Here is a 20,787-nt window from a genome sequence, read left to right as displayed (position 1 = left end):
AAGAACACCGCGTTAAATCAGGAAGCCCGCGTTATCGTTGACGATTTTCGCGAGCAAGCTCACTCCTACAAAATGCTCCACAGGTCCGGAACGGTTGGCAAGCTCGCCCTCGCCACGGATAATGCCCAGTTTTTCCACCTGCGCATCGCGCGCCGCCGCTTGCGGTCGAAAGAGAACACCATGAAAGACACCATTCGCCAGCTGCTCCAACAAGCCCTCACCCAACTCGTCAACGAAGGTGTGTTGCCTGAAGGCCTGTCGCCGGCGATCCAGGTGGAGAACACCCGCGACAAGACCCACGGCGACTTCGCCAGCAACATCGCGATGATGCTGTCCAAGCCGGCCGGTATGAAACCCCGCGACCTGGCGGAAAAAATCATTGCCGCGCTGCCGGCTGACGCCAGTGTGACCAAGGCCGAAATCGCCGGCCCGGGCTTTATCAACTTCTTCCAGAACACCCAGGCCCTGGCTGCGCGCCTGGACGCCGCCCTGGCCGATGCCAACATCGGTGCGCACAAGGCTGGTGCCGCCCAGCGCGTGGTCATCGACCTGTCGGCGCCGAACCTGGCCAAGGAGATGCACGTTGGCCACCTGCGCTCCACCATCATCGGCGACGGCGTGGCCCGGGTACTGGAATTCCTCGGCGATACGGTGATCCGCCAGAACCATGTGGGCGACTGGGGCACCCAGTTCGGCATGCTGATGGCCTACCTGCAGGAAAACCCGATCACCAGCAACGAGCTGGCCGACCTGGAAAACTTCTACCGCGCCGCCAAGAAGCGTTTCGACGAATCCGAAGAATTCGCCGACCGCGCCCGCGGCCTGGTGGTCAAGCTGCAAGCGGGCGATGAGGAGTGCCTGGCGCTGTGGAACCGCTTCCGGGAAATTTCCCTGTCCCACTGCCAGGAAATCTACGAGCTGCTCAACGTGAAGTTGACCATGGCCGACGTGATGGGTGAAAGCGCCTACAACGACGACCTGATCAACGTGGTCAACGACCTCAAGGCCAAGGGCCTGCTGGTGGAGAGCAACGGCGCGCAGTGCGTGTTCCTCGAAGAATTCAAGACCGCCGACGGCGAGCCGCTGCCGGTGATCATCGTCAAGGCCGATGGCGGCTACCTCTACGCCACCACCGACCTGGCCGCCGTGCGCTATCGCAGCGGCGTGCTCAAGGCCGACCGTGCGCTGTACTTCGTTGACCAGCGCCAGGCCCTGCACTTCCAGCAAGTGTTCGAAGTGGCCCGTCGTGCCGGCTTCGTCACCCACCCGATGCACATGGAACACATGGGGTTCGGCACCATGAACGGCGCCGATGGCCGCCCGTTCAAGACCCGTGACGGCGGCACCGTGAAGCTGATCGACCTGCTCACCGAAGCCCAGGAACGCGCCTACAGCTTGGTGAAGGAAAAGAACCCGGAGCTGGCCGAGGCCGACCTGCGCAACATCGCCCGCGTGGTAGGTATTGGCGCGGTGAAATACGCCGACCTGTCCAAACACCGCACCAGCGACTACAGCTTCAACTTCGACCTGATGCTCAACTTCGAAGGCAACACCGCGCCGTACCTTCTGTACGCCTACACCCGCGTGGCGGGTGTGTTCCGCAAGCTGGGCAAGGACTTCAGCGAAGTCGAAGGCCAGATCGTGCTGGATGCCGCCCATGAGCAGGAACTGGCCGCCAAGCTGGCGCAGTTCGGCGAAGTGCTCAACAGCGTCGGCGAGAAAGGCACACCGCATATCCTGTGCACCTATTTGTACGAAGTGGCCGGGTTGTTCTCCAGCTTCTACGAGAACTGCCCGATCCTGACCGCCGACGACGAAGCCCAGAAACAAAGTCGCCTGCGCCTCGCCGCCCTGGCTGGACGCACCCTCAAGCAAGGCCTGGAACTCTTGGGCCTGGAAACCCTGGAGCGCATGTAAGTTGGCCGCCAAGAAAAAACCTGCCCCCAAGCGCGGCGCCAGCCGCTACCAGGCCCCGGCGAAGCAGCCGATTCCGGGCTGGCTGTGGATGGCTATCGGCCTCACGGTCGGCGCATTCATCGTATTTTTGATGAAGCTCGAACCTGGCCAGGGCGACGACGTCAAGCGCGTCAAACAGGAGCAGCAGAAGGCCACGAAAATCGCCGAGGCCAACAAAACCGCGCCGAGCCCGACTGCACCGGTGAAGCCGAAGTACGACTTCTACACCCTGCTGCCGGAATCGGAAGTGATCGTGCCTCCTGATGCCGTGCCGGAGAAGACCCTGCCGACGCCGCAAGTGCCAACCACGCCGGTGACACCTGCCGAAGCCGCGAAAATCGACACCGCCCGCGCCCAGGCCGCGCTGGCCGGGATCACGCCGCCGCCACCACCGCCGGTCGCTGCCACCAAGGCCGCGCCGGTGACCAAGTTCTTCCTGCAGGCGGGCTCGTTCCCGAAACAGGCGGATGCGGACCGGGTGCGGGCGCAGATCATCCTGTTGGGCCAGTCGGTGACGGTGGAGTCCGGCACGGTGAAGGAAGCGACCTGGTATCGCGTACTGGTAGGGCCGTTCAGCAACCGTGAGCAACTGACCGTGGCACAGAAACAATTGGCCGGCGCCGGGTTCAGCAACCTGTTGTTACAACAGCGCCAGAGTCGCTGATTCGGGGTCAACACAAATCAAAATGTGGGAGGGGGCTTGCTCCCGATAGCGGAGTGTCAGTCAACATATTCATTGGCTGACAGCGCGCCATCGGGAGCAAGCCCCCTCCCACATTTGATTTTGCGGTGTGCTTGGTTAGGTGTCAGAGCGGTAAACACCACTCGTCCGCGCTCTCGTCCTACGGTTGAAATCCCCACCGCCACCCCCATATGAGTTTCCATCAGGGCATTTTCGCCCCGCTGCGTGGAGACTCTCCCCTTGACCACCATCGTTTCAGTACGTCGCCACGGCAAAGTTGTCATGGGCGGCGACGGCCAGGTTTCCCTGGGCAATACCGTAATGAAAGGCAACGCGAAGAAAGTGCGTCGCCTGTACCACGGCCAGGTGCTTGCCGGCTTCGCAGGCGCTACCGCCGACGCCTTTACCCTCTTCGAACGCTTCGAAGGCCAGCTTGAGAAACACCAGGGCCACCTGGTGCGCGCCGCTGTCGAGTTGGCCAAGGAATGGCGCACCGACCGCTCCCTCAGCCGCCTTGAAGCCATGCTCGCCGTCGCCAACAAAGACGCGTCCCTGATCATCACCGGCAATGGCGACGTGGTAGAACCTGAGCACGGCCTGATCGCCATGGGTTCCGGCGGTGGCTACGCCCAGGCGGCAGCCAGTGCGTTGCTGAAGAAAACCGATCTGTCGGCCCGGGAAATCGTCGAGACCGCCTTGGGCATCGCCGGCGATATCTGCGTGTTCACCAACCACAACCAGACCATTGAGGAGCAGGACCTCGCCGAGTAAGCCTTGGGCTTATTCTCGCTTGAGGCCGCCAAACAACTATGTCCATGACTCCCCGCGAAATCGTCCATGAACTCAATCGCCATATCATCGGCCAGGACGATGCCAAGCGCGCCGTTGCCATCGCCCTGCGTAACCGCTGGCGCCGCATGCAACTGCCGGAAGAACTGCGCGTTGAAGTAACGCCCAAGAACATCCTGATGATCGGCCCGACCGGTGTCGGTAAAACCGAAATCGCCCGACGCCTGGCCAAGTTGGCCAATGCGCCGTTCATCAAGGTGGAAGCGACCAAATTTACCGAAGTCGGCTATGTGGGCCGCGACGTCGAGTCGATCATTCGTGACTTGGCCGACGCTGCCCTGAAAATGCTGCGCGAACAGGAAGTGACCAAGGTCAGCCACCGCGCAGAAGACGCCGCTGAAGAACGTATCCTCGATGCCCTGCTGCCACCGGCACGCATGGGTTTCAACGAAGACGCCGCACCGTCCTCGGATTCCAACACCCGTCAGCTGTTCCGCAAGCGCCTGCGTGAAGGCCAGCTGGATGACAAGGAAATCGAGATTGAAGTGGCCGAAGTGTCCGGTGTGGATATTTCCGCTCCGCCGGGCATGGAAGAAATGACCAGCCAGTTGCAGAACCTGTTCGCCAACATGGGCAAGGGCAAGAAGAAGAGCCGCAAGCTCAAGGTCAAGGAAGCGCTCAAGCTGGTGCGCGACGAAGAAGCCGGGCGTCTGGTCAATGAGGAAGAACTCAAGGCCAAGGCATTGGAAGCTGTCGAGCAGCATGGCATCGTGTTTATCGATGAGATCGATAAGGTGGCCAAGCGCGGTAACTCCGGCGGCGTCGATGTCTCCCGTGAAGGCGTGCAGCGCGATCTGCTGCCGCTGATCGAGGGATGCACAGTCAACACCAAGCTGGGCATGGTCAAGACCGACCACATCCTGTTTATCGCCTCCGGCGCCTTCCACCTGAGCAAGCCAAGCGACCTGGTGCCCGAGCTGCAAGGCCGCCTGCCGATTCGCGTGGAACTCAAGGCGCTGACCCCAGGCGACTTCGAGCGCATCCTCAGCGAGCCTCACGCATCGCTCACCGAGCAATACCGTGAGCTGCTGAAAACCGAGGGCCTGGGTATCGAGTTCCAGGCCGACGGCATCAAGCGTTTGGCGGAAATCGCCTGGCAGGTCAACGAGAAGACCGAGAACATTGGTGCCCGCCGCCTGCATACCTTGCTTGAGCGCCTGCTTGAGGAAGTATCGTTCAGTGCTGGTGACATGGCCGGTGCGCAGAATGGCGAAGCGATCAAAATCGATGCCGACTACGTCAACAGCCACCTGGGCGAATTGGCGCAGAACGAAGACTTGTCTCGTTATATCCTGTAAGCCTCACACAGAACTGCTTTGCTTCAAATGTGGGAGGGGGCTTGCTCCCGATGGCGGTGTTTCAGTATCAGATGAGCTGACTGACACACCGTCATCGGGAGCAAGCCCCCTCCCACATTTTTAAGCCGGTTTATTCAGGAGTACCTCATATGGCCAAGTTTCCTACTGCTGTAAACCTGCACAAAACCTCCAACACCCTCGGCCTCACTTACAGCCCAGACGAGGTTTATCATCTGCCCGCCGAATTCCTGCGGGTGCACTCGCCTTCCGCCGAGGTGCAGGGACACGGCAAGCCCATCCTGCAATTCGGCAAGCTCAACGTCAGGTTGAACAAGGTCGAACCGGCCGGCCAGTACGCACTGAAATTGACCTTCGACGACGGCCATGACAGCGGGCTGTTCACCTGGGACTACCTCTACCAACTGGCCGTACGTCAGGACGCACTGTGGAGCGACTACCTGGCCGAGCTCAAAGCGGCCGGAAAAACCCGCGACCCGAACCAGTCGGTCGTGCGGCTGATGCTCTAGCCCAGGCGTCTTGCTCTTTAGAGGGCATTTTCTAATTTCATCTGCTTGAATGCCCTGTCGCGAGGCCAATGATCGGCCCGCTTGCGAAAAAAAATAAACTCGGGTAACCAATGGAACTGGCAAGTTCCCTGCATTTGACGATGCGGTATCAACGGTCACCCGGGTCGCAGTACCAGGCTGGTGTCGTGTATCGAAATTGGGTGCGCAGCAATCGCCGGTACTCGTCTTTCGGACAACGGAGCGTCGTAGATGAGTAACAAGAATAACGATGACTTGAAACGCCAGGCCTCGGAAAACACCCTGGGGCTGAACCCGATCATCGCGTTACGCAAAAAGGATCTATTGGCCTCGGCCAGGATGGTGCTGACCCAAGCCATCAAGCAACCGTTGCACAGCGTCAAGCACGTCGCCCACTTTGGCGTCGAATTGAAGAATGTGATGTTCGGCAAATCCCCCCTGGCGCCCGAGGGCGACGACCGTCGCTTCAACGACCCGGCCTGGAGCCAGAACCCGCTCTACAAACGCTACTTGCAGACTTACCTGGCGTGGCGCAAGGAACTCCACGACTGGATCGACGACAGCAGCCTGTCGGCACAGGACATCAGCCGCGGCCACTTCGTGATCAACCTGATGACCGAAGCCATGGCCCCCACCAACAGCGCGGCCAACCCGGCAGCGGTCAAGCGTTTCTTTGAAACCGGCGGTAAAAGCCTGCTCGACGGTTTGTCCCACCTGGCCAAGGACATGGTGCATAACGGCGGCATGCCGAGCCAAGTCAACATGGGTGCCTTTGAAGTCGGCAAGACGTTGGGCACCAGCGAAGGCGCGGTGGTGTTTCGCAACGACGTGCTGGAGCTTATCCAGTACAAGCCCACCACCGAGCAAGTACACGAGCGCCCACTGCTGGTGGTGCCGCCGCAGATCAACAAGTTCTACATATTCGACCTGTGCCCGGATAAGAGCCTGGCGCGCTTCTGCCTGCGCAATGGGCAGCAGACGTTTATCGTCAGCTGGCGCAACCCCACCAAGGCCCAGCGCGAGTGGGGCCTGTCGACTTATATCGAGGCGCTCAAGGAAGCGGTCGATGTGGTCACGGCGATTACCGGCAGTAAGGACGTGAATATGCTCGCGGCCTGTTCCGGAGGCATCACCTGCACAGCACTGCTGGGCCACTACGCGGCGCTGGGCGAGAAGAAGGTCAACGCCCTGACCCTGCTGGTGAGCGTACTGGACACCACCCTGGACACCCAGGTGGCGCTGTTTGTCGACGAGCAGACCCTCGAAGCAGCCAAGCGCCATTCGTACCAGGCCGGTGTGCTGGAAGGCCGCGATATGGCCAAGGTGTTCGCCTGGATGCGCCCCAACGACCTGATCTGGAACTACTGGGTCAATAATTACCTGCTGGGCAACGAGCCGCCGGTGTTCGACATCCTGTTCTGGAACAACGACACCACGCGCTTGCCAGCTGCATTCCATGGCGACCTGATCGAACTGTTCAAGAACAACCCACTGGTACGCGCCAACGCGCTGGAGGTGTGCGGCACGCCCATCGACCTCAAGCAGGTCACCGCCGATGTCTACGCACTGGCGGGCACCAATGATCACATCACGCCGTGGCAGTCCTGCTACAAGTCGGCGCAGTTGTTTGGCGGCCAGGTCGAGTTTGTGCTGTCCAGCAGCGGGCATATCCAGAGCATCCTCAACCCACCGGGCAACCCCAAGGCGCGCTACCAGACCAGCGAGGGTTTGTCGGGCAGCGCGCTGGAGTGGCAGGAGAACGCCACCAAGCACACCGATTCGTGGTGGCTGCATTGGCAGGTGTGGCAGGCGCAGCGAGCGGGCAAGTTGAAGAAAGCACCGGCGACATTAGGAAATAAAATCTATGCCGCAGCCGAAGCGGCGCCAGGTACCTATGTACATGAGCGGTAGATTGGAATGAGATCCAAATGTGGTAGGGGGCTTGCTCCCGATAGGGATGGATCAGTGTCAGTTGTGCTCAATGACACACCGCCATCGGGAGCAAGCCCCCTCCCACATTTTGACTGTATTCCTCCTGTAACACTTCACAGGGCTTGAGCATGCCGCAATCGTTCATCTTCCGTACCATCGACCTGGATGGCCAGACCATCCGTACGGCGGTACGCCCGGGCAAACCGCACTTGACGCCGCTGCTGATCTTCAACGGCATCGGCGCCAACCTTGAGCTGGTGTTCCCGTTCGTCCAGGCCCTGGACCCGGACCTGGAAGTGATCGCCTTCGACGTGCCCGGTGTCGGCGGCTCATCGACGCCGAACCGGCCCTACCGCTTTCCGGGCCTGGCCAAACTTACCGCACGCATGCTCGATTACCTGGACTACGGCCAGGTGAACGCCGTGGGTGTGTCCTGGGGCGGCGCACTGGCGCAGCAGTTTGCCTATGACTATCCGGAACGCTGCAAGAAGCTGATCCTGGCGGCCACGGCAGCCGGCGCCTTTATGGTGCCGGGCAAACCCAAAGTGCTGTGGCTGATGGCCAGCCCCCGGCGTTATATCCAACCCTCCCATGTGGTGCGTATCGCGCCGATGATTTATGGCGGCTCGTTCCGCCGCGATTCGAACCTGGCCGCCGAACATGCGAGCAAAGTGCGCTCGGCCGGCAAGCTGGGTTACTACTGGCAACTGTTCGCCGGGGTGGGCTGGACCAGCATTCATTGGCTGCACAAGATCCGCCAGCCCACCCTGGTGCTGGCCGGGGACGATGATCCGCTGATCCCGCTGATCAACATGCGCATGCTGGCCTGGCGCATCCCGAATGCGCAGTTGCACATTATCGATGACGGCCACCTGTTCCTGATCACGCGGGCCGAAGCCGTGGCACCGATCATCATGAAATTTCTCGAGGAGGAGCGCCTGCGCGCTGTGATACATCCGCGACCGGCGGTGTGAAGGACCACACCACCGCGCAACTTGCCAGGAACCAGCTATGGTTCTGGATTGGCGTGCCTGCTTGATGACTTGACCAAGGAGTGTTGAATCATGCGAGAAAGACCCGTGACGACCCCGGCGCCCATCCCTGCTGCGTTCATCAACGCGCAAAACGCGATCACCGGCCTCAGGGGACGCGATCTGCTGTCGACCCTGCGCAGCGTGGCTGCCCATGGTTTGCGTAACCCCGTACATACCGCCCGCCATGTCTTGGCGCTAGGCGGTCAATTGGGCCGCGTGCTGCTGGGCGAAACCGTGCAGGAACCCAACCCCAGGGACGCGCGCTTTATCGATCCCACCTGGACGCTCAACCCGCTATACCGGCGCAGCTTACAGGCCTATCTGAGTTGGCAGAAACAGACACGGCACTGGATCGATGACAGCACCCTGAGCGCCGATGACCGTGCCCGCGCACATTTCGCCTTTTCCCTGCTCAACGATGCAGTCTCCCCCTCCAACACCCTGCTTAACCCGCTGGCGATCAAGGAACTGCTCAATTCCGGTGGCAACAGCGTGGTGCGCGGCGTGAGCAACCTGTTCGAAGACCTGTTGCACAACAATGGCCTGCCGCGCCAAGTCAGCAAGCATGCCTTCGAAGTGGGCAAGACAGTGGCGACCACGCCCGGCTCGGTGGTGTTTCGCAACGAGCTGCTGGAGTTGATCCAGTACAAGCCCATGAGCGAAAAACAGTACGCCAAGCCGCTGCTGGTGGTGCCGCCGCAAATCAACAAGTACTACATCTTCGACCTGAGCCCGGCCAACAGTTTTGTGCAATACGCCCTGAAAAACGGGCTGCAGACGTTCATGGTCAGTTGGCGCAACCCGGATGTGCGTCATCGCGAATGGGGTCTCTCCACCTACGTGACAGCGCTTGAAGAAGCGCTCAACGTCTGCCGGGCGATCAGCGGCGCCCGCGAGGTCAACCTGATGGGCGCCTGCGCCGGTGGCCTGACCATCGCTGCCCTGCAAGGCCACCTGCAAGCCAAGCGCCAGTTGCGGCGCATCTCCAGCGCCAGCTACCTGGTGAGCCTGTTGGACAGCCAGATCGACAGCCCCGCGACCTTGTTTGCCGATGAACAGACCCTGGAAGCCGCCAAGCGCCGCTCCTACCAGCAAGGCGTGCTGGACGGCCGTGACATGGCCAAGGTGTTTGCCTGGATGCGCCCCAACGACCTGATCTGGAGCTACTGGATCAACAATTACCTGTTGGGCAAGGAGCCGCCGGCCTTCGACATCCTGTACTGGAACAACGACAACACACGCCTGCCTGCCGCCTTGCACGGCGATCTGCTGGACTTCTTCAAGCACAACCCGCTGAGCCATCCCGGCGGGCTGGAGGTGTGTGGCACTCCCATCGACCTACGCAAAGTCACCGTGGACAGTTTCAGCGTGGCCGGGATCAACGACCACATCACGCCCTGGGACGCGGTGTATCGCTCAACCCAGTTGCTGGGCGGCGAGCGGCGCTTTGTACTGTCCAACAGCGGGCATATCCAGAGCATCCTCAACCCGCCGGGCAACCCCAAGGCCAACTACGTCGAAAACCTCAAGCTGAGCAGCGACCCTCGCGCCTGGTACTACGACGCCCAGCACGTCGAAGGCAGTTGGTGGCCGCAGTGGCTGGCGTGGGCACAGGAGCGCTCCGGTGTACCGCGCGAAACCCTCACCGCCCTGGGCAACCAGAATTATCCACCGATGGAAGCAGCCCCAGGCACTTACGTGCGGGTGCGCTGAGCTCAACGATCAGATTAAGAAGACTGGATGAAGACCCGCGACCGTATCCTTGAATGTGCCCTGCAGCTGTTCAACCAGAAGGGTGAGCCGAACGTGTCGACCATGGAGGTGGCCAATGAAATGGGGATCAGCCCCGGCAACCTCTACTACCACTTCCACGGCAAGGAGCCGCTGGTGCTCGGGCTGTTCGAGCGCTTTCAAGGCGAGTTGGCGCCTTTGCTCGACCCTCCCGCCGACGCGCAACTGGAGGCCGAGGATTACTGGCTGTTCCTGCACCTGATAGTCGAGCGCATGGCGCACTATCGGTTTCTGTTCCAGGACCTGTCGAACCTGGCCGGGCGCTTGCCGAAGCTGGCCAAGGGGATTCGCCACCTGCTCACCGCGCTTAAACGCACACTGGCCTCTTTGCTTGCGCGCTTGAAAGCCTCAGGGCAGTTGGTCAGCGGCACCCAGGCGTTGGGGCAACTGGTGGAGCAGATCACCCTCACCCTGCTGTTTTCCCTGGATTACCAGCGGATTCTCGACCGTGAGGGCGAGGTGCAGGTGGTGGTCTACCAGGTCATGATGCTGGTGGCCCCGCATTTGCTGCCGACGGCGCGGCAGGCGACAGAGCGGTTTGCACTCAAGTACCTGGATACCACGGAGTGAACCTGGGGTATTGATAAGCCCGCCATAAAAAAAGCCCGACCTCTGCAGGTCGGGCATTTTTTTGTCCTGAAAGATCAGGACTGACTGGATGTCGGCGGGGTTGCCGAGGTAGCAGTCGGGGTCGCAACAGCAGGGGCCGGTGCGGACACCGAGTTGGCTGTCGAAGCGGTTGATGCCGCAGCGGCAGGTTTTGGTGCTGCTGGTTTTTTTGCTGCCGCTGGCTTCTTGCTGGCGGCGGCCGCGGGTTTAGCGGCCGGCTTGGCTGCTGCTGGTTTGGCTGCTGGTTTCGCAGCGGATGGCTTGGCAGCAGATTTAGCAGTCGCAGGTTTCGCGGCAGGCTTTGCAGCGGCCTTGGCAGCCGGTTTAGCCGCAGGTTTCGCGGCGGCTTTAGCGGCCACTGGCTTGGTGGCAGGCTTGGTGGCCGGTTTGGCGGCAGCTGTTTTAGCGGCTGGCTTGGCGGCGGCTTTGGCTGGAGCCTTGGCCGCAGGTTTGGCTGCAGCTTTAGCCAGAGGCTTGGCAACCGTTTTAACAGCGGGCTTTGCAGCAGCTGTTTTAACCGCAGGTTTTGCAGCAGGCTTGGCCGCCGCCGTCTTCGCTGGAGCCACTTTGGCGCCCGTCAGTTTTTCGATTTGCTTGGTCAGGGTATCGACCTTGCTGTGCAGCGTTTTCAACTCAGCCTTGCTCGGCACGCCCAGTCGCGAAATAGCACTGTTGAGGCGCTTGTCGAAAGTCTCTTCCAACTTGCCCCACGTATCCGAAATGCTCGACTTGGCGGAACCCGCACTGGCCTTGGCAGCGTCCACTTTTTTACCCACTGTGCTCTTGGTCAACTTCTCGGCCTTCTCGCCGTCTTTAACCAAGGTCTCGAAGAGTTTGCTGCCGTCACTGTCGATCTTCGAGTACACGCCTAAACCAGCGAGCCAGATTTTGCGGGAATATTCTTCAACTTTCCCGACCCACGAGCTGCCTTCTTTCTGAGTAGTCTTTTTAACAGCCATCCCGATGTCTCCTTAGTGTTTACGCGCGACACGTTCGAGCAATGCCGTCAGCTCTTCGAGCTTAGCAGAGAGTGTCTCCACGTCATGTTTAGACGCAATGCCGATCCGATTCAAGGCACTGCCGACACGAGTATCAAAAGCTTTTTCAACTTTATCCAGTTGAACTTCAACCCGGCCTTTGACGCTGGAGACATTACTCCTTACTTGGTCAATCTGACTGTTGGCAGCATCAAGTTGTTCAACTACAACTTTTTTACCTTTACTTTCAACACGTTGACCACTCTTAACCAGCTCCTTGAAGTACTCGCCGCCCTCGCTGCCAACCTTGGCATAGGCACCAAGACCTGCCAGCCAAATCTTACGGGCATAGCTTTTAACCTCACTCAGGGTAGTGGCCTGAACGTCGATTTTTTTCTGCAAAATAACTTTGGCCATGGTGCACCTCACACAAAATAGGGGGGAGGACCGCCCGCAGGAGTTGAGGGCTTGGGCACAAAGTAGGGTTTAAAATTAGAATCGGCACCCTAAGAACCTCAGGCTCAGGCCAGGGCTTTATCCAGGGCTTTCTCGATTTCGGACTTGATCGTACCGCTCATGGCCGACATCAACAGGCCCAGTTCCACATCGATACGCAATGAATCATCGGCCACTGCCACCGTGCCTTTGACCCCGGAGCGCGTGAGCTTGAGGGTATCGCCAGACCATGAGGACTCCACGCCATATTTATCCTCGAGTTTGCGCGCCAATTGCTCGGCCTTTGCCCGCGCCTGTTCTTTTCCCAGGGAATGTTCACGTTCAACGGTAATACGGGCCATTGCAATGACTCCTCTTTATAACGACTCAGAACACCCGCCATGCGGCAAAAGGTCTCGGTGAGCGCCTATCTTACCTGCAGCCTTGCCAAGACAAAGCAGGCCTTGGGGATTATCATGTCCCGCATTCTCTTTTGGTGACAGCGATATGACTGATCAGCGCAAAGGCAGCGATGCCGAACCCACCACTCACTTCGGCTTCAAGAACGTCCCGGAAAGCCAGAAAGCGGAAAAAGTCGCTGAGGTGTTCCACTCCGTGGCGGCCAAGTACGACCTGATGAACGACGTGCTCTCCGGCGGCATGCACCGCCTGTGGAAGCGCTTCACCATCGAGCTGTCGGGCGTACGCACCGGCAACCGCGTGCTGGACATCGCCGGGGGTACGGGTGACCTGGCGGCCAAGTTCTCCAAGCTGGTTGGCCCCACCGGCCAGGTGGTGTTGGCCGATATCAACGGTTCGATGCTCAAGGTCGGCCGCGATCGCCTGCTGGACAAAGGTGTGGCCGGCAATATCGAATTCGTCCAGGCCGACGCTGAAAAGCTGCCGTTCCCCGACAATCATTTCGACTGCGTGACCATCGCCTTCGGCCTGCGCAACGTCACCCATAAAGAAGACGCGATCCGCTCGATGCTGCGCGTCCTCAAGCCGGGCGGTCGCCTGTTGGTGCTGGAATTCTCCAAGCCGACCAACGCGCTGATGTCCAAGGTCTACGACACCTACTCGTTCGCCTTCATGCCGCTGATGGGCAAGTTGATCACCAACGACGCCGAGAGCTACCGCTACCTGGCCGAGTCGATCCGCATGCACCCAGACCAGGAGACCCTGAAGTCGATGATGGTGGAAGCCGGTTTCGACCGCGTGACCTACCACAACATGACCTCGGGCATCGTCGCCCTGCACCGCGGCATCAAGCCCTGATGTTGCTTCAAGGCCTTCTCGCCAGCGTTGAACACGGCCTTAACCGTGTGCTGCGCCTGGACAGCACCGCCCTGGCGCGGCTCGCGCACTTGAACGGCAAAGTCATTGCCGTCGACTGCCGCAGCCCCGCCATGCAGCTATTTATCCTGCCCAGCGATGAAGGCCTGCTTCTCGCCACCCAATGGGCCGCCGAAGCTGACTGCACCTTGCGTGCACCGGCCTCCAGCCTGTTGCACCTGGCTTTGAGCCGCAACAAGACCGCCATCCTCCACAGCCCCGAGGTGGAGCTGGAAGGCGACAGTGCGGTGCTGATGGACTTGGCCGCTGTGCTGCAAGACCTGGAGCTGGACTGGGAATACGAACTGTCGCGCTGGATCGGCCCCGTGGCCACCCAACTGATCAGCGGGCACCTGCGCAGCCGCACGCGCTGGTACCAGCAAGGGTTCGCCAGCCTCAACCAGAACCTCGCCGAATACCTGAGCGAAGAATCGCGCACCCTGGTCGGGCAACGGGAAGCGCAAGCGCGCTTTCGTGAGCTCGACAAGGCCAAAATCGACCTGGAACGCCTCGAGGCCCGCTTCGAACGCCTGAGCCGCTCCCTTGATCCAAGCGATAACGCATGAAGCTGCTCGCCGTCCGCCGTTTGTTTCGTATCCAGCGCGTCGTTATCCGCTACCGCCTCGATGACCTGCTGTTTGCCCTGCCCCTGCCGTGGTTCTTGCTGGCGGTGCGTTACGTGCTGCCGTGGCGCTGGTTGCCGCGCAAGCAGCTGGAGCTGAGCCGTGGTGCACGCCTGCGCCTGGCGCTGCAGGACCTGGGGCCGATCTTTATCAAGTTCGGGCAGATCCTCTCGACCCGCCGCGACCTGCTGCCCGAAGATATCGCCGACGAGCTGATGCTGCTGCAAGACCGCGTGCCGCCGTTCGATTCGCAGCAGTCCATGGCGCTGATCGAAGCACAGCTGGGCAAGAAGATCAGCGAAGTGTTCAGCCGCTTCGACGTCGAGCCCCTGGCCTCGGCTTCGGTCGCACAAGTGCACGCCGCGCAGCTCAAAACCGGCGAAGAAGTGGTGGTGAAGGTGATTCGCCCAGGCCTCAAGCCGATCATCGGCCAGGACCTGGCGTGGCTGTTCATCCTCGCCCGCGCCGCCGAACGCTTCTCCGCCGACGCACGCCTGCTGCACCCGGTGGATGTGGTCGCCGACTACGAAAAAACCATCTACGACGAACTCGACCTTTTGCGCGAAGCGGCCAACGCCAGTCAACTGCGGCGTAACTTTGAAGGCTCGCAACTGCTGTACGTGCCGCAAGTGTATTGGGACTGGTGCCGGCCGAAAGTGCTGGTGATGGAGCGCATCTACGGCGTGCAGGTTACCGACCTCGCTACCCTGGCCGACCAGCGCACCGACATGAAGATGCTCGCCGAGCGCGGTGTGGAGATCTTCTTCACCCAGGTATTCCGCGACAGCTTCTTTCACGCCGACATGCACCCGGGCAACATCTTCGTCAGCACCGTCAACCCGTGGAGCCCGCAGTACATCGCGATCGACTGCGGCATCGTCGGCAGCCTGACCCCGGAAGACCAGGATTACCTGGCGCGCAACCTGTTTGCCTTCTTCAAGCGCGATTACCGGCGCGTGGCGCAGTTGCACATTGATTCGGGCTGGGTGCCGGCGGAAACCAAGCTCAATGAATTCGAAGCGGCGATCCGCACGGTATGCGAGCCGATCTTTGAAAAACCGTTAAAGGATATTTCCTTTGGCCAGGTGCTGATGCGCCTGTTCCAGACCGCGCGGCGCTTCAATATGGAAGTGCAGCCGCAGCTGGTGCTGTTGCAGAAGACCTTGCTGAACATCGAGGGGCTGGGCCGCCAGCTGTACCCGGACCTCGACCTGTGGAACACCGCACAGCCGTTCCTTGAACGCTGGATGCGCGAGCGGATGAGCCCGAAGACCATGCTGGGCAACCTGCACAGCCAGTTCGAACAGCTACCGCACCTGGCCAACATGACCCGCGACCTGCTCGAGCGTATGTCCCAGCCCCATGCCAAAGACCCCGAGCCGCCGTGGCGCAAACGCAAAGACGACTGGTTCCTGCGCCTGCTGGGCGCCGCGCACCTTGTGGGCGGCGCGATGCTGGCAATTGGCGGTCCATTGAACCAACTGGGCCACTGGCCGGCCGGTATCATGGTAGCCGTGGGCGTTTATCTGATCGTGCGTCGATAGCCAATCCGGTTATACACTGTCGCAAATTGCCGGAGCCGAAGATGAAAGACTGGCTGGACGAGATCAAGTGGGACAGTGACGGCCTGGTGCCGGCCATTGCCCAGGACTACAAGACCGGGCGCGTGCTGATGATGGCCTGGATGAATCGCGAGGCCCTGAGCCTCACTGCCACTGAGCAGCGCGCCATCTATTGGTCACGTTCGCGTGGCAAACTGTGGCGCAAGGGCGAAGAGTCCGGGCACGTGCAGATCCTGCATGAGATGCGCCTGGACTGCGACGCCGACGTGGTGATCCTGATGGTCGACCAGATCGGTGGTATCGCTTGCCATACCGGGCGCCACAGCTGCTTTTATCGCGTGTTCGAGAACGGCGAATGGAAAGTCGTGGAACCGGTGCTCAAAGACCCGCACGCCATTTATCCCGCAGGACATTGAACATGAGCGATACCCTGAACCGTGTGGCCCAGGTGCTGGAAGACCGCAAAGGCGCGGACGCCGACAGCTCCTATGTCGCCAGCCTGTACCACAAGGGTCTGAACAAGATTCTGGAAAAACTCGGCGAGGAATCCGTCGAGACCATCATTGCGGCCAAGGACGCGCAAATCAGCGGTGATTGCAGCGATGTAATCTATGAGACCGCCGACTTGTGGTTCCATAGCCTGGTCATGCTCGCCCAACTGGGGCAGCATCCACAGGCCGTGCTGGATGAACTGGACCGTCGCTTCGGCCTGTCCGGGCACGCCGAGAAGGCCTCGCGCCCGTCCGCCTGAATAACTAAGACTTGAGGATTTGCAGCATGGGCATTTTTGACTGGAAACACTGGATCGTCATTCTGGTGGTGGTTGTTCTGGTGTTCGGCACCAAGAAACTGAAAAACCTCGGCACCGACGTCGGTGAGTCGATCAAGGGCTTTCGTAAAGCCATGAACGACGACGAAAAACCAGCCGAGCCAACGGTAAACCCGGTGCCCCCGGCCCAGCCTGTACACCCGCAGGCCACCCAGCCGATCACCGAACGTCGCACCTTCGACGTGCAGGCTGAAAAAGTCCAAGAGACGACCCGCAAAGACTCGTGAGCACTGACTAATGTTTGGTATCAGCTTCTCTGAACTGCTGCTCGTCGGCCTGGTGGCCCTGCTGGTACTGGGGCCGGAACGCCTGCCCGGCGCCGCACGCACCGCCGGCCTGTGGATCGGGCGTCTGAAACGCAGTTTCAACGCGATCAAACAGGAGGTTGAACGGGAAATCGGTGCCGACGAGATCCGCCGGCAATTGCACAACGAACATATCCTGTCGTTGGAGCAGGAGGCACGCAAGATTCTCTCCCCGGTGCAAGAACCGGCCAAGCCGGCTACACCACCGGTGGCCGACCACAGTATCGCGCCCGCCCCCGCTGCCGAGCCCGCTCCGACAGAGCCCGCGCCGACGCCCGTTGCGTCGCCCGCGCCCCATGACCCTACATTGCCGCCGCGAGCCCCATGAGCGCTGATAAACCGGAAAACGACCAGCACATGCCGCTGGTCTCGCACCTCTCCGAGCTGCGTACCCGCCTGCTGCGTTGCGTAGCGGCAATCTTCATCATTTTTGCCGGGCTGTTCGCCTTTACCCAGCAGATCTACACCTTCGTTTCCACGCCGTTGCGCCAGTACTTGCCCGTCGGCGCGACAATGATCGCCACCGATGTGTCGTCGCCGTTCCTGACGCCGTTGAAGTTGACCATGATGGTCTCGCTGTTCCTGGCGATCCCGGTGATCCTGCATCAGATCTGGGGCTTTATCGCCCCGGGCCTGTACAAGCATGAGAAGCGCATCGCCGTGCCATTGCTGGTGTCGAGCATCCTGCTGTTCTACACCGGCATGGCCTTCGCGTACTTCCTGGTGTTCCCGCTGATCTTCAAGTTCTTCGCCGCTGCCACCCCGGCCGGCGTGGAGATGATGACCGACATCACCAGCTACCTCGACTTCGTGATGACACTGTTCTTCGCCTTCGGCGTCGCTTTCGAAATCCCCGTGGCCGTGGTGTTGCTGGTATGGATCGGCGTAGTCGACGTCAAGTACCTGAAGAAGATCCGCCCGTACGTGATCATCGGCTGCTTCGTGGTCGGCATGATCCTCACGCCGCCGGACATCTTCTCCCAGACCTTGCTCGCCGTGCCGATGTGGATGCTGTTTGAAGTGGGCATCCTGTTCAGCGGCTTGATCAGCAAGCGTGGCGAACACCCGGATGACCAGGCTGCCGACGACGACCAGCCGCCAGCGACCCAGTCGTGAACCTGCTGCTGCTTCTCGATGCCGACTTTATCGCGGCGGACCGGGTGGTGCTGCGTGATCGGCGTCTGGTGCATATGCAGGAAGTCCACCGCGCCGTTGTGGGTGACTACCTGCGTGTGGGCCGCATTGGTGGGCTGATGGGCAATGCCCAACTGCTGCGCCTGGACGTCGGTGAAGCCGAGCTGCAAGTCAGCTTCGATCAATCGCCGCCGCCCAAACTGCCCCTGACCCTGCTGCTGGCCCTGCCCCGCCCGAAAATGCTGCGCCGGGTGCTGCAAACGGTGGCGGCCATGGGCGTGCCGAAGGTGGTGCTGGTCAACAGCTACCGCGTGGAAAAAAGCTTCTGGCAGACCCCCTTCCTGGAGCCTGAGGCGGTGCGCGAGCAACTCATCCTCGGCTTGGAACAGGCGCGGGACACGGTACTGCCCGAGATCATTATCGAAAAACGCTTCAAGCCGTTTGTCGAAGATCGCCTGCCGGCCATGGTTGAAGGCACCCTGGGCCTGATCGGCCATCCCGGTGATTATCCTGCGTGCCCCCGGGGGCTGGATGAGCCGGTGACGCTGGCGATTGGCCCGGAAGGTGGTTGGATACCCTATGAGGTGGACCTGCTGACCAAGGCCGGTCTACAGCCGGTGCAGCTAGGTGCGCGCATCCTTCGGGTTGAAACCGCCGTGACGGCCCTGCTCGCCCGACTGTTCTGATATCAAATCCAAAAACACCACAGCCCAGATGTGGGAGGGGGCTTGCCCGCGATAGCGGTGTATCAATCACTGAATGTGGTGACTGACACTCTGCCACCGGGGGCAAGCCCCCTCCCACATTGGATCTCTGGCGCTACAGAATCCTATGCACATGCCGATAGCCTCTGGATAAGTCCAAGCCTTGTTCCAGGGGAGTTCGCAGCATGTATCGTTGGTTAGCCGAGAAACTGGGGAATGTCAGCGTCAACCGCAAGCTGAGCGTCGGCTTTGGCCTGGTGTTGATCCTGACGCTGTTGATCACCTTTACCGGCTGGACCGGCCTGGGTGACGTGATCAGTCGCGGCGACAAGCTGGGCTTCATCTCCAGCCTCAACGGCCTGACCAAAGACCTGCGCCTGGCGCGCCTGGACTTCGAAATGCGCCGCGGCGAACAAGGCACCGACGCGGTCGACGGCCTGCTCGCCCAATTGGACAGCGGTTTGAAAACCGCCGCCGAGCTGATTGAGCAACCCGACGATAAAGCCTTGGTCGAACAACAGCTGGAAGCCTTGAACCAGTATAAAAAAGCTTTCACCGCCATGGTCCAGGCGGGCCTCAAGCGTGAGGGCGCGCGCAGCAAGCTCGGCGATACCGCCGACAACGCCGTGGCCAAGATCAACGAAGTTGAAAAAGCCCTGCTGCAAGGCGACAGCGTCATCCAATTCAATAGCGTCGTCGACCTGAGCAAGCTGATCCAGCAAGCGCGCTTCCAGGTACGCGGCTACACCTACAGCGGCAAGGTCGAAGCCGAGCAGCCGGCCCTGGACGCCATCGACAACGCCCTGAAGAAAGTCACTGAACTCGAAGGCCAGGTGCCGGCGCAGTACCAGGCCAACCTGCAAGAAGCAGGTGTTTCACTGCAAGCCTACCGCGCTGCAGTCAGCCAGTATCGCGACGCCCAGGTGGCCAGTGCGGCGGCGTTGAAAATCATGACCACCCAAGGCGACATCCTGCTGGGCCACAGTGACAAACTCACCACATCGCAAACCGCCGTGCGAGATCACGATGCCGCCCAGGCCAAATATTGGCTATTGCTCGCCACCGTACTGGCGCTGATCTTCGGCGTGCTCGCTGCCTGGGCCATTACTCGCCAGATCGTCATTCCCCTGAACCAGACCCTCAAAGTCGCCGAGCGCGTGGCCTCCGGCGATCTGAGCCACAATCTGGATTCCGCCCGTCAGGACGAACTGGGCCAGTTGCAACGCGCCATGCAGAGCATGACCGTGGGCCTGCGCGAGTTGATCGGCGGTATCAGCGAGGGTGTCACCCAGATCGCCAGCGCGGCCGAACAGTTGTCCGCGGTGACCGAGCAGACCAGCGCCGGGGTCAATAGCCAGAAAGTCGAGACCGACCAGGTGGCTACCGCCATGAACGAAATGGCCGCCACTGTGCAGGAAGTGGCGCGCAATGCCGAGGAGGCGTCCGAAGCCGCCGTGGCCGCCGACCAGCAGGCCCGTGAAGGCGACCAGGTGGTCGGTGAAGCCATCGCCCAGATCGAACGCCTGGCGACCGAGGTCGGCAACTCCACGGTCGCCATGGGCGACCTGAAGCGCGAAAGCGACAAGATCGGCAGCGTGCTCGACGTGATCAAGTCCGTGGCCCAGCAAACCAACCTGCTGGCCCTCAACGCAGCCATTGAAGCGGCGCGTGCCGGTGAGGCCGGGCGCGGTTTTGCCGTGGTGGCCGATGAGGTGCGCAGCCTGGCCCAGCGCACGCAGAAGTCCACTGAGGAGATCGAAGAGTTGATCGTCGGCCTGCAAAGCGGCACACAGCAGGTGGCGGCCATCATGGACAACAGCCGTGGGCTGACCGAAAGCAGCGTTGAGCTGACGCGCCGAGCCGGGAATGCGTTGGGCAATATCACCCGCACCGTCTCGACCATCCAGGCGATGAACTCACAGATCGCCACCGCCGCCGAGCAACAAAGTGCGGTAGCCGAAGAGATCAACCGCAGCGTGCTGAATGTGCGCGATATCTCCGAGCAAACGGCGGCAGCCAGCGAAGAGACCGCCGCCTCGAGTACCGAACTGGCGCGCCTGGGCACTCATCTGCAAGCCTTGGTCGGCCGCTTCCGGGTCTGACCTGATCCCACTCTGGTGGCGGCCCGTCCTGGGCCGCCTGCAACTTATGAAATTTCCTACACGTCTTTCAGGTCAATTCTTACGC

At 60.8% G+C, this 20,787-nt stretch carries 23 protein-coding genes and 1 pseudogene; 20 read left to right on the top strand and 4 right to left on the bottom strand.

What is annotated here, in order from left to right; translation table 11 throughout:
* Positions 1-12: 12 nt before the first annotated feature.
* The gene (locus tag QZR30_RS10950) at positions 13-210 is read right to left on the bottom strand and encodes a hypothetical protein (RefSeq protein ID WP_059397530.1); all 198 of its coding nucleotides are present in this window, start codon (positions 208-210) and stop codon (positions 13-15) included.
* On the opposite strand from QZR30_RS10950, the gene argS reads away from it, so the two are divergent.
* From argS to QZR30_RS10905, 9 genes are all read left to right on the top strand, one after another.
* Positions 181-1,917, top strand: a complete 1,737-nt coding sequence (gene argS, locus QZR30_RS10945; protein WP_046070551.1) for an arginine--tRNA ligase — start codon at positions 181-183, stop codon at positions 1,915-1,917. The genes QZR30_RS10950 and argS overlap by 30 nt on opposite strands.
* A gap of 1 nt (position 1,918) precedes the next feature.
* On the top strand, positions 1,919-2,620 hold the full coding sequence (locus QZR30_RS10940; protein ID WP_046070550.1) for an SPOR domain-containing protein: 702 nt from the start codon (positions 1,919-1,921) through the stop codon (positions 2,618-2,620).
* A gap of 258 nt (positions 2,621-2,878) precedes the next feature.
* A complete protein-coding gene (gene hslV, locus QZR30_RS10935) occupies positions 2,879-3,409 on the top strand; it encodes an ATP-dependent protease subunit HslV (RefSeq protein ID WP_003171209.1) in 531 nt (176 codons plus the stop codon).
* 38 nt (positions 3,410-3,447) lie between these two features.
* Positions 3,448-4,785 (top strand): ATP-dependent protease ATPase subunit HslU, encoded by a 1,338-nt coding sequence (gene hslU, locus QZR30_RS10930; protein ID WP_003171208.1) that lies wholly within the window; start codon positions 3,448-3,450, stop codon positions 4,783-4,785.
* A 149-nt stretch (positions 4,786-4,934) separates the two neighbouring features.
* The gene (locus tag QZR30_RS10925) at positions 4,935-5,312 is read left to right on the top strand and encodes a gamma-butyrobetaine hydroxylase-like domain-containing protein (RefSeq protein ID WP_057023513.1); all 378 of its coding nucleotides are present in this window, start codon (positions 4,935-4,937) and stop codon (positions 5,310-5,312) included.
* A gap of 249 nt (positions 5,313-5,561) precedes the next feature.
* Positions 5,562-7,241, top strand: coding sequence for a class II poly(R)-hydroxyalkanoic acid synthase (gene phaC, locus QZR30_RS10920; protein ID WP_056847158.1), 1,680 nt, complete (start codon positions 5,562-5,564; stop codon positions 7,239-7,241).
* A gap of 149 nt (positions 7,242-7,390) precedes the next feature.
* Positions 7,391-8,236 carry a poly(3-hydroxyalkanoate) depolymerase gene (phaZ, locus tag QZR30_RS10915; protein ID WP_056847159.1) on the top strand — a complete coding sequence of 282 codons (846 nt, stop codon included), beginning with the start codon at positions 7,391-7,393 and terminating at the stop codon, positions 8,234-8,236.
* A gap of 90 nt (positions 8,237-8,326) precedes the next feature.
* Positions 8,327-10,009: a class II poly(R)-hydroxyalkanoic acid synthase gene (gene phaC / locus QZR30_RS10910; RefSeq protein ID WP_311903293.1), complete on the top strand. Its 1,683-nt coding sequence runs from the start codon at positions 8,327-8,329 to the stop codon at positions 10,007-10,009.
* A gap of 27 nt (positions 10,010-10,036) precedes the next feature.
* On the top strand, positions 10,037-10,657 hold the full coding sequence (locus QZR30_RS10905) for a TetR/AcrR family transcriptional regulator (RefSeq protein ID WP_046070544.1): 621 nt from the start codon (positions 10,037-10,039) through the stop codon (positions 10,655-10,657).
* Positions 10,658-10,731: 74 nt separating this feature from the next.
* Here QZR30_RS10905 and QZR30_RS10900 read toward each other — a convergent pair whose 3' ends face one another.
* The 3 genes from QZR30_RS10900 to QZR30_RS10890 all read right to left on the bottom strand — a co-directional run bounded on the left by QZR30_RS10900 (position 10,732) and on the right by QZR30_RS10890 (position 12,470).
* On the bottom strand, positions 10,732-11,655 hold the full coding sequence (locus tag QZR30_RS10900) for a phasin family protein (RefSeq protein ID WP_311903292.1): 924 nt from the start codon (positions 11,653-11,655) through the stop codon (positions 10,732-10,734).
* A 12-nt stretch (positions 11,656-11,667) separates the two neighbouring features.
* Positions 11,668-12,090, bottom strand: coding sequence for a phasin family protein (locus QZR30_RS10895; protein WP_059397526.1), 423 nt, complete (start codon positions 12,088-12,090; stop codon positions 11,668-11,670).
* A 104-nt stretch (positions 12,091-12,194) separates the two neighbouring features.
* The gene (locus QZR30_RS10890; RefSeq protein ID WP_046070541.1) at positions 12,195-12,470 is read right to left on the bottom strand and encodes a polyhydroxyalkanoic acid system family protein; all 276 of its coding nucleotides are present in this window, start codon (positions 12,468-12,470) and stop codon (positions 12,195-12,197) included.
* 145 nt (positions 12,471-12,615) lie between these two features.
* Here QZR30_RS10890 and ubiE point away from each other — a divergent pair, with 145 nt between their 5' ends.
* From ubiE to QZR30_RS28010, 11 genes and pseudogenes are all read left to right on the top strand, one after another.
* Positions 12,616-13,386: a bifunctional demethylmenaquinone methyltransferase/2-methoxy-6-polyprenyl-1,4-benzoquinol methylase UbiE gene (gene ubiE, locus QZR30_RS10885; RefSeq protein ID WP_003171186.1), complete on the top strand. Its 771-nt coding sequence runs from the start codon at positions 12,616-12,618 to the stop codon at positions 13,384-13,386.
* Entirely contained in the window at positions 13,386-14,009 is a 624-nt protein-coding gene (locus tag QZR30_RS10880; RefSeq protein WP_046070540.1) for a ubiquinone biosynthesis accessory factor UbiJ, read from the top strand. Before ubiE ends, QZR30_RS10880 begins: the two co-directional genes overlap by 1 nt.
* The gene (gene ubiB / locus QZR30_RS10875; protein ID WP_046070539.1) at positions 14,006-15,610 is read left to right on the top strand and encodes a ubiquinone biosynthesis regulatory protein kinase UbiB; all 1,605 of its coding nucleotides are present in this window, start codon (positions 14,006-14,008) and stop codon (positions 15,608-15,610) included. The genes QZR30_RS10880 and ubiB overlap by 4 nt, the downstream gene beginning before the upstream one ends.
* Positions 15,611-15,651: 41 nt before the next feature.
* Complete coding sequence (gene hisI, locus QZR30_RS10870) at positions 15,652-16,044, top strand: phosphoribosyl-AMP cyclohydrolase (protein WP_046070538.1); 393 nt, start codon at positions 15,652-15,654, stop codon at positions 16,042-16,044.
* A 2-nt stretch (positions 16,045-16,046) separates the two neighbouring features.
* Positions 16,047-16,379, top strand: coding sequence for a phosphoribosyl-ATP diphosphatase (locus tag QZR30_RS10865; protein ID WP_003209299.1), 333 nt, complete (start codon positions 16,047-16,049; stop codon positions 16,377-16,379).
* A 26-nt stretch (positions 16,380-16,405) separates the two neighbouring features.
* A complete protein-coding gene (locus QZR30_RS10860) occupies positions 16,406-16,684 on the top strand; it encodes a twin-arginine translocase TatA/TatE family subunit (RefSeq protein ID WP_046070537.1) in 279 nt (92 codons plus the stop codon).
* 10 nt (positions 16,685-16,694) lie between these two features.
* Positions 16,695-17,090 (top strand): Sec-independent protein translocase protein TatB, encoded by a 396-nt coding sequence (gene tatB / locus QZR30_RS10855; RefSeq protein WP_046070536.1) that lies wholly within the window; start codon positions 16,695-16,697, stop codon positions 17,088-17,090.
* Positions 17,087-17,878 carry a twin-arginine translocase subunit TatC gene (tatC, locus tag QZR30_RS10850; RefSeq protein ID WP_046070535.1) on the top strand — a complete coding sequence of 264 codons (792 nt, stop codon included), beginning with the start codon at positions 17,087-17,089 and terminating at the stop codon, positions 17,876-17,878. The genes tatB and tatC overlap by 4 nt, the downstream gene beginning before the upstream one ends.
* Complete coding sequence (locus QZR30_RS10845) at positions 17,875-18,582, top strand: 16S rRNA (uracil(1498)-N(3))-methyltransferase (RefSeq protein ID WP_311903291.1); 708 nt, start codon at positions 17,875-17,877, stop codon at positions 18,580-18,582. The genes tatC and QZR30_RS10845 overlap by 4 nt, the downstream gene beginning before the upstream one ends.
* A gap of 203 nt (positions 18,583-18,785) precedes the next feature.
* A pseudogene (locus tag QZR30_RS28015) lies at positions 18,786-19,844 on the top strand (methyl-accepting chemotaxis protein); the annotation flags it as partial.
* On the top strand, positions 19,830-20,702 hold the full coding sequence (locus QZR30_RS28010) for a methyl-accepting chemotaxis protein (RefSeq protein WP_370881245.1): 873 nt from the start codon (positions 19,830-19,832) through the stop codon (positions 20,700-20,702). The pseudogene QZR30_RS28015 and the gene QZR30_RS28010, both read left to right, overlap by 15 nt.
* Positions 20,703-20,787: the final 85 nt, after the last annotated feature.

Source organism: Pseudomonas sp. rhizo25 (assembly GCF_031931935.1).
Lineage (GTDB): Bacteria > Pseudomonadota > Gammaproteobacteria > Pseudomonadales > Pseudomonadaceae > Aquipseudomonas > Aquipseudomonas synxantha.
This window is presented reverse-complemented; position numbering and strand designations above follow the sequence as displayed.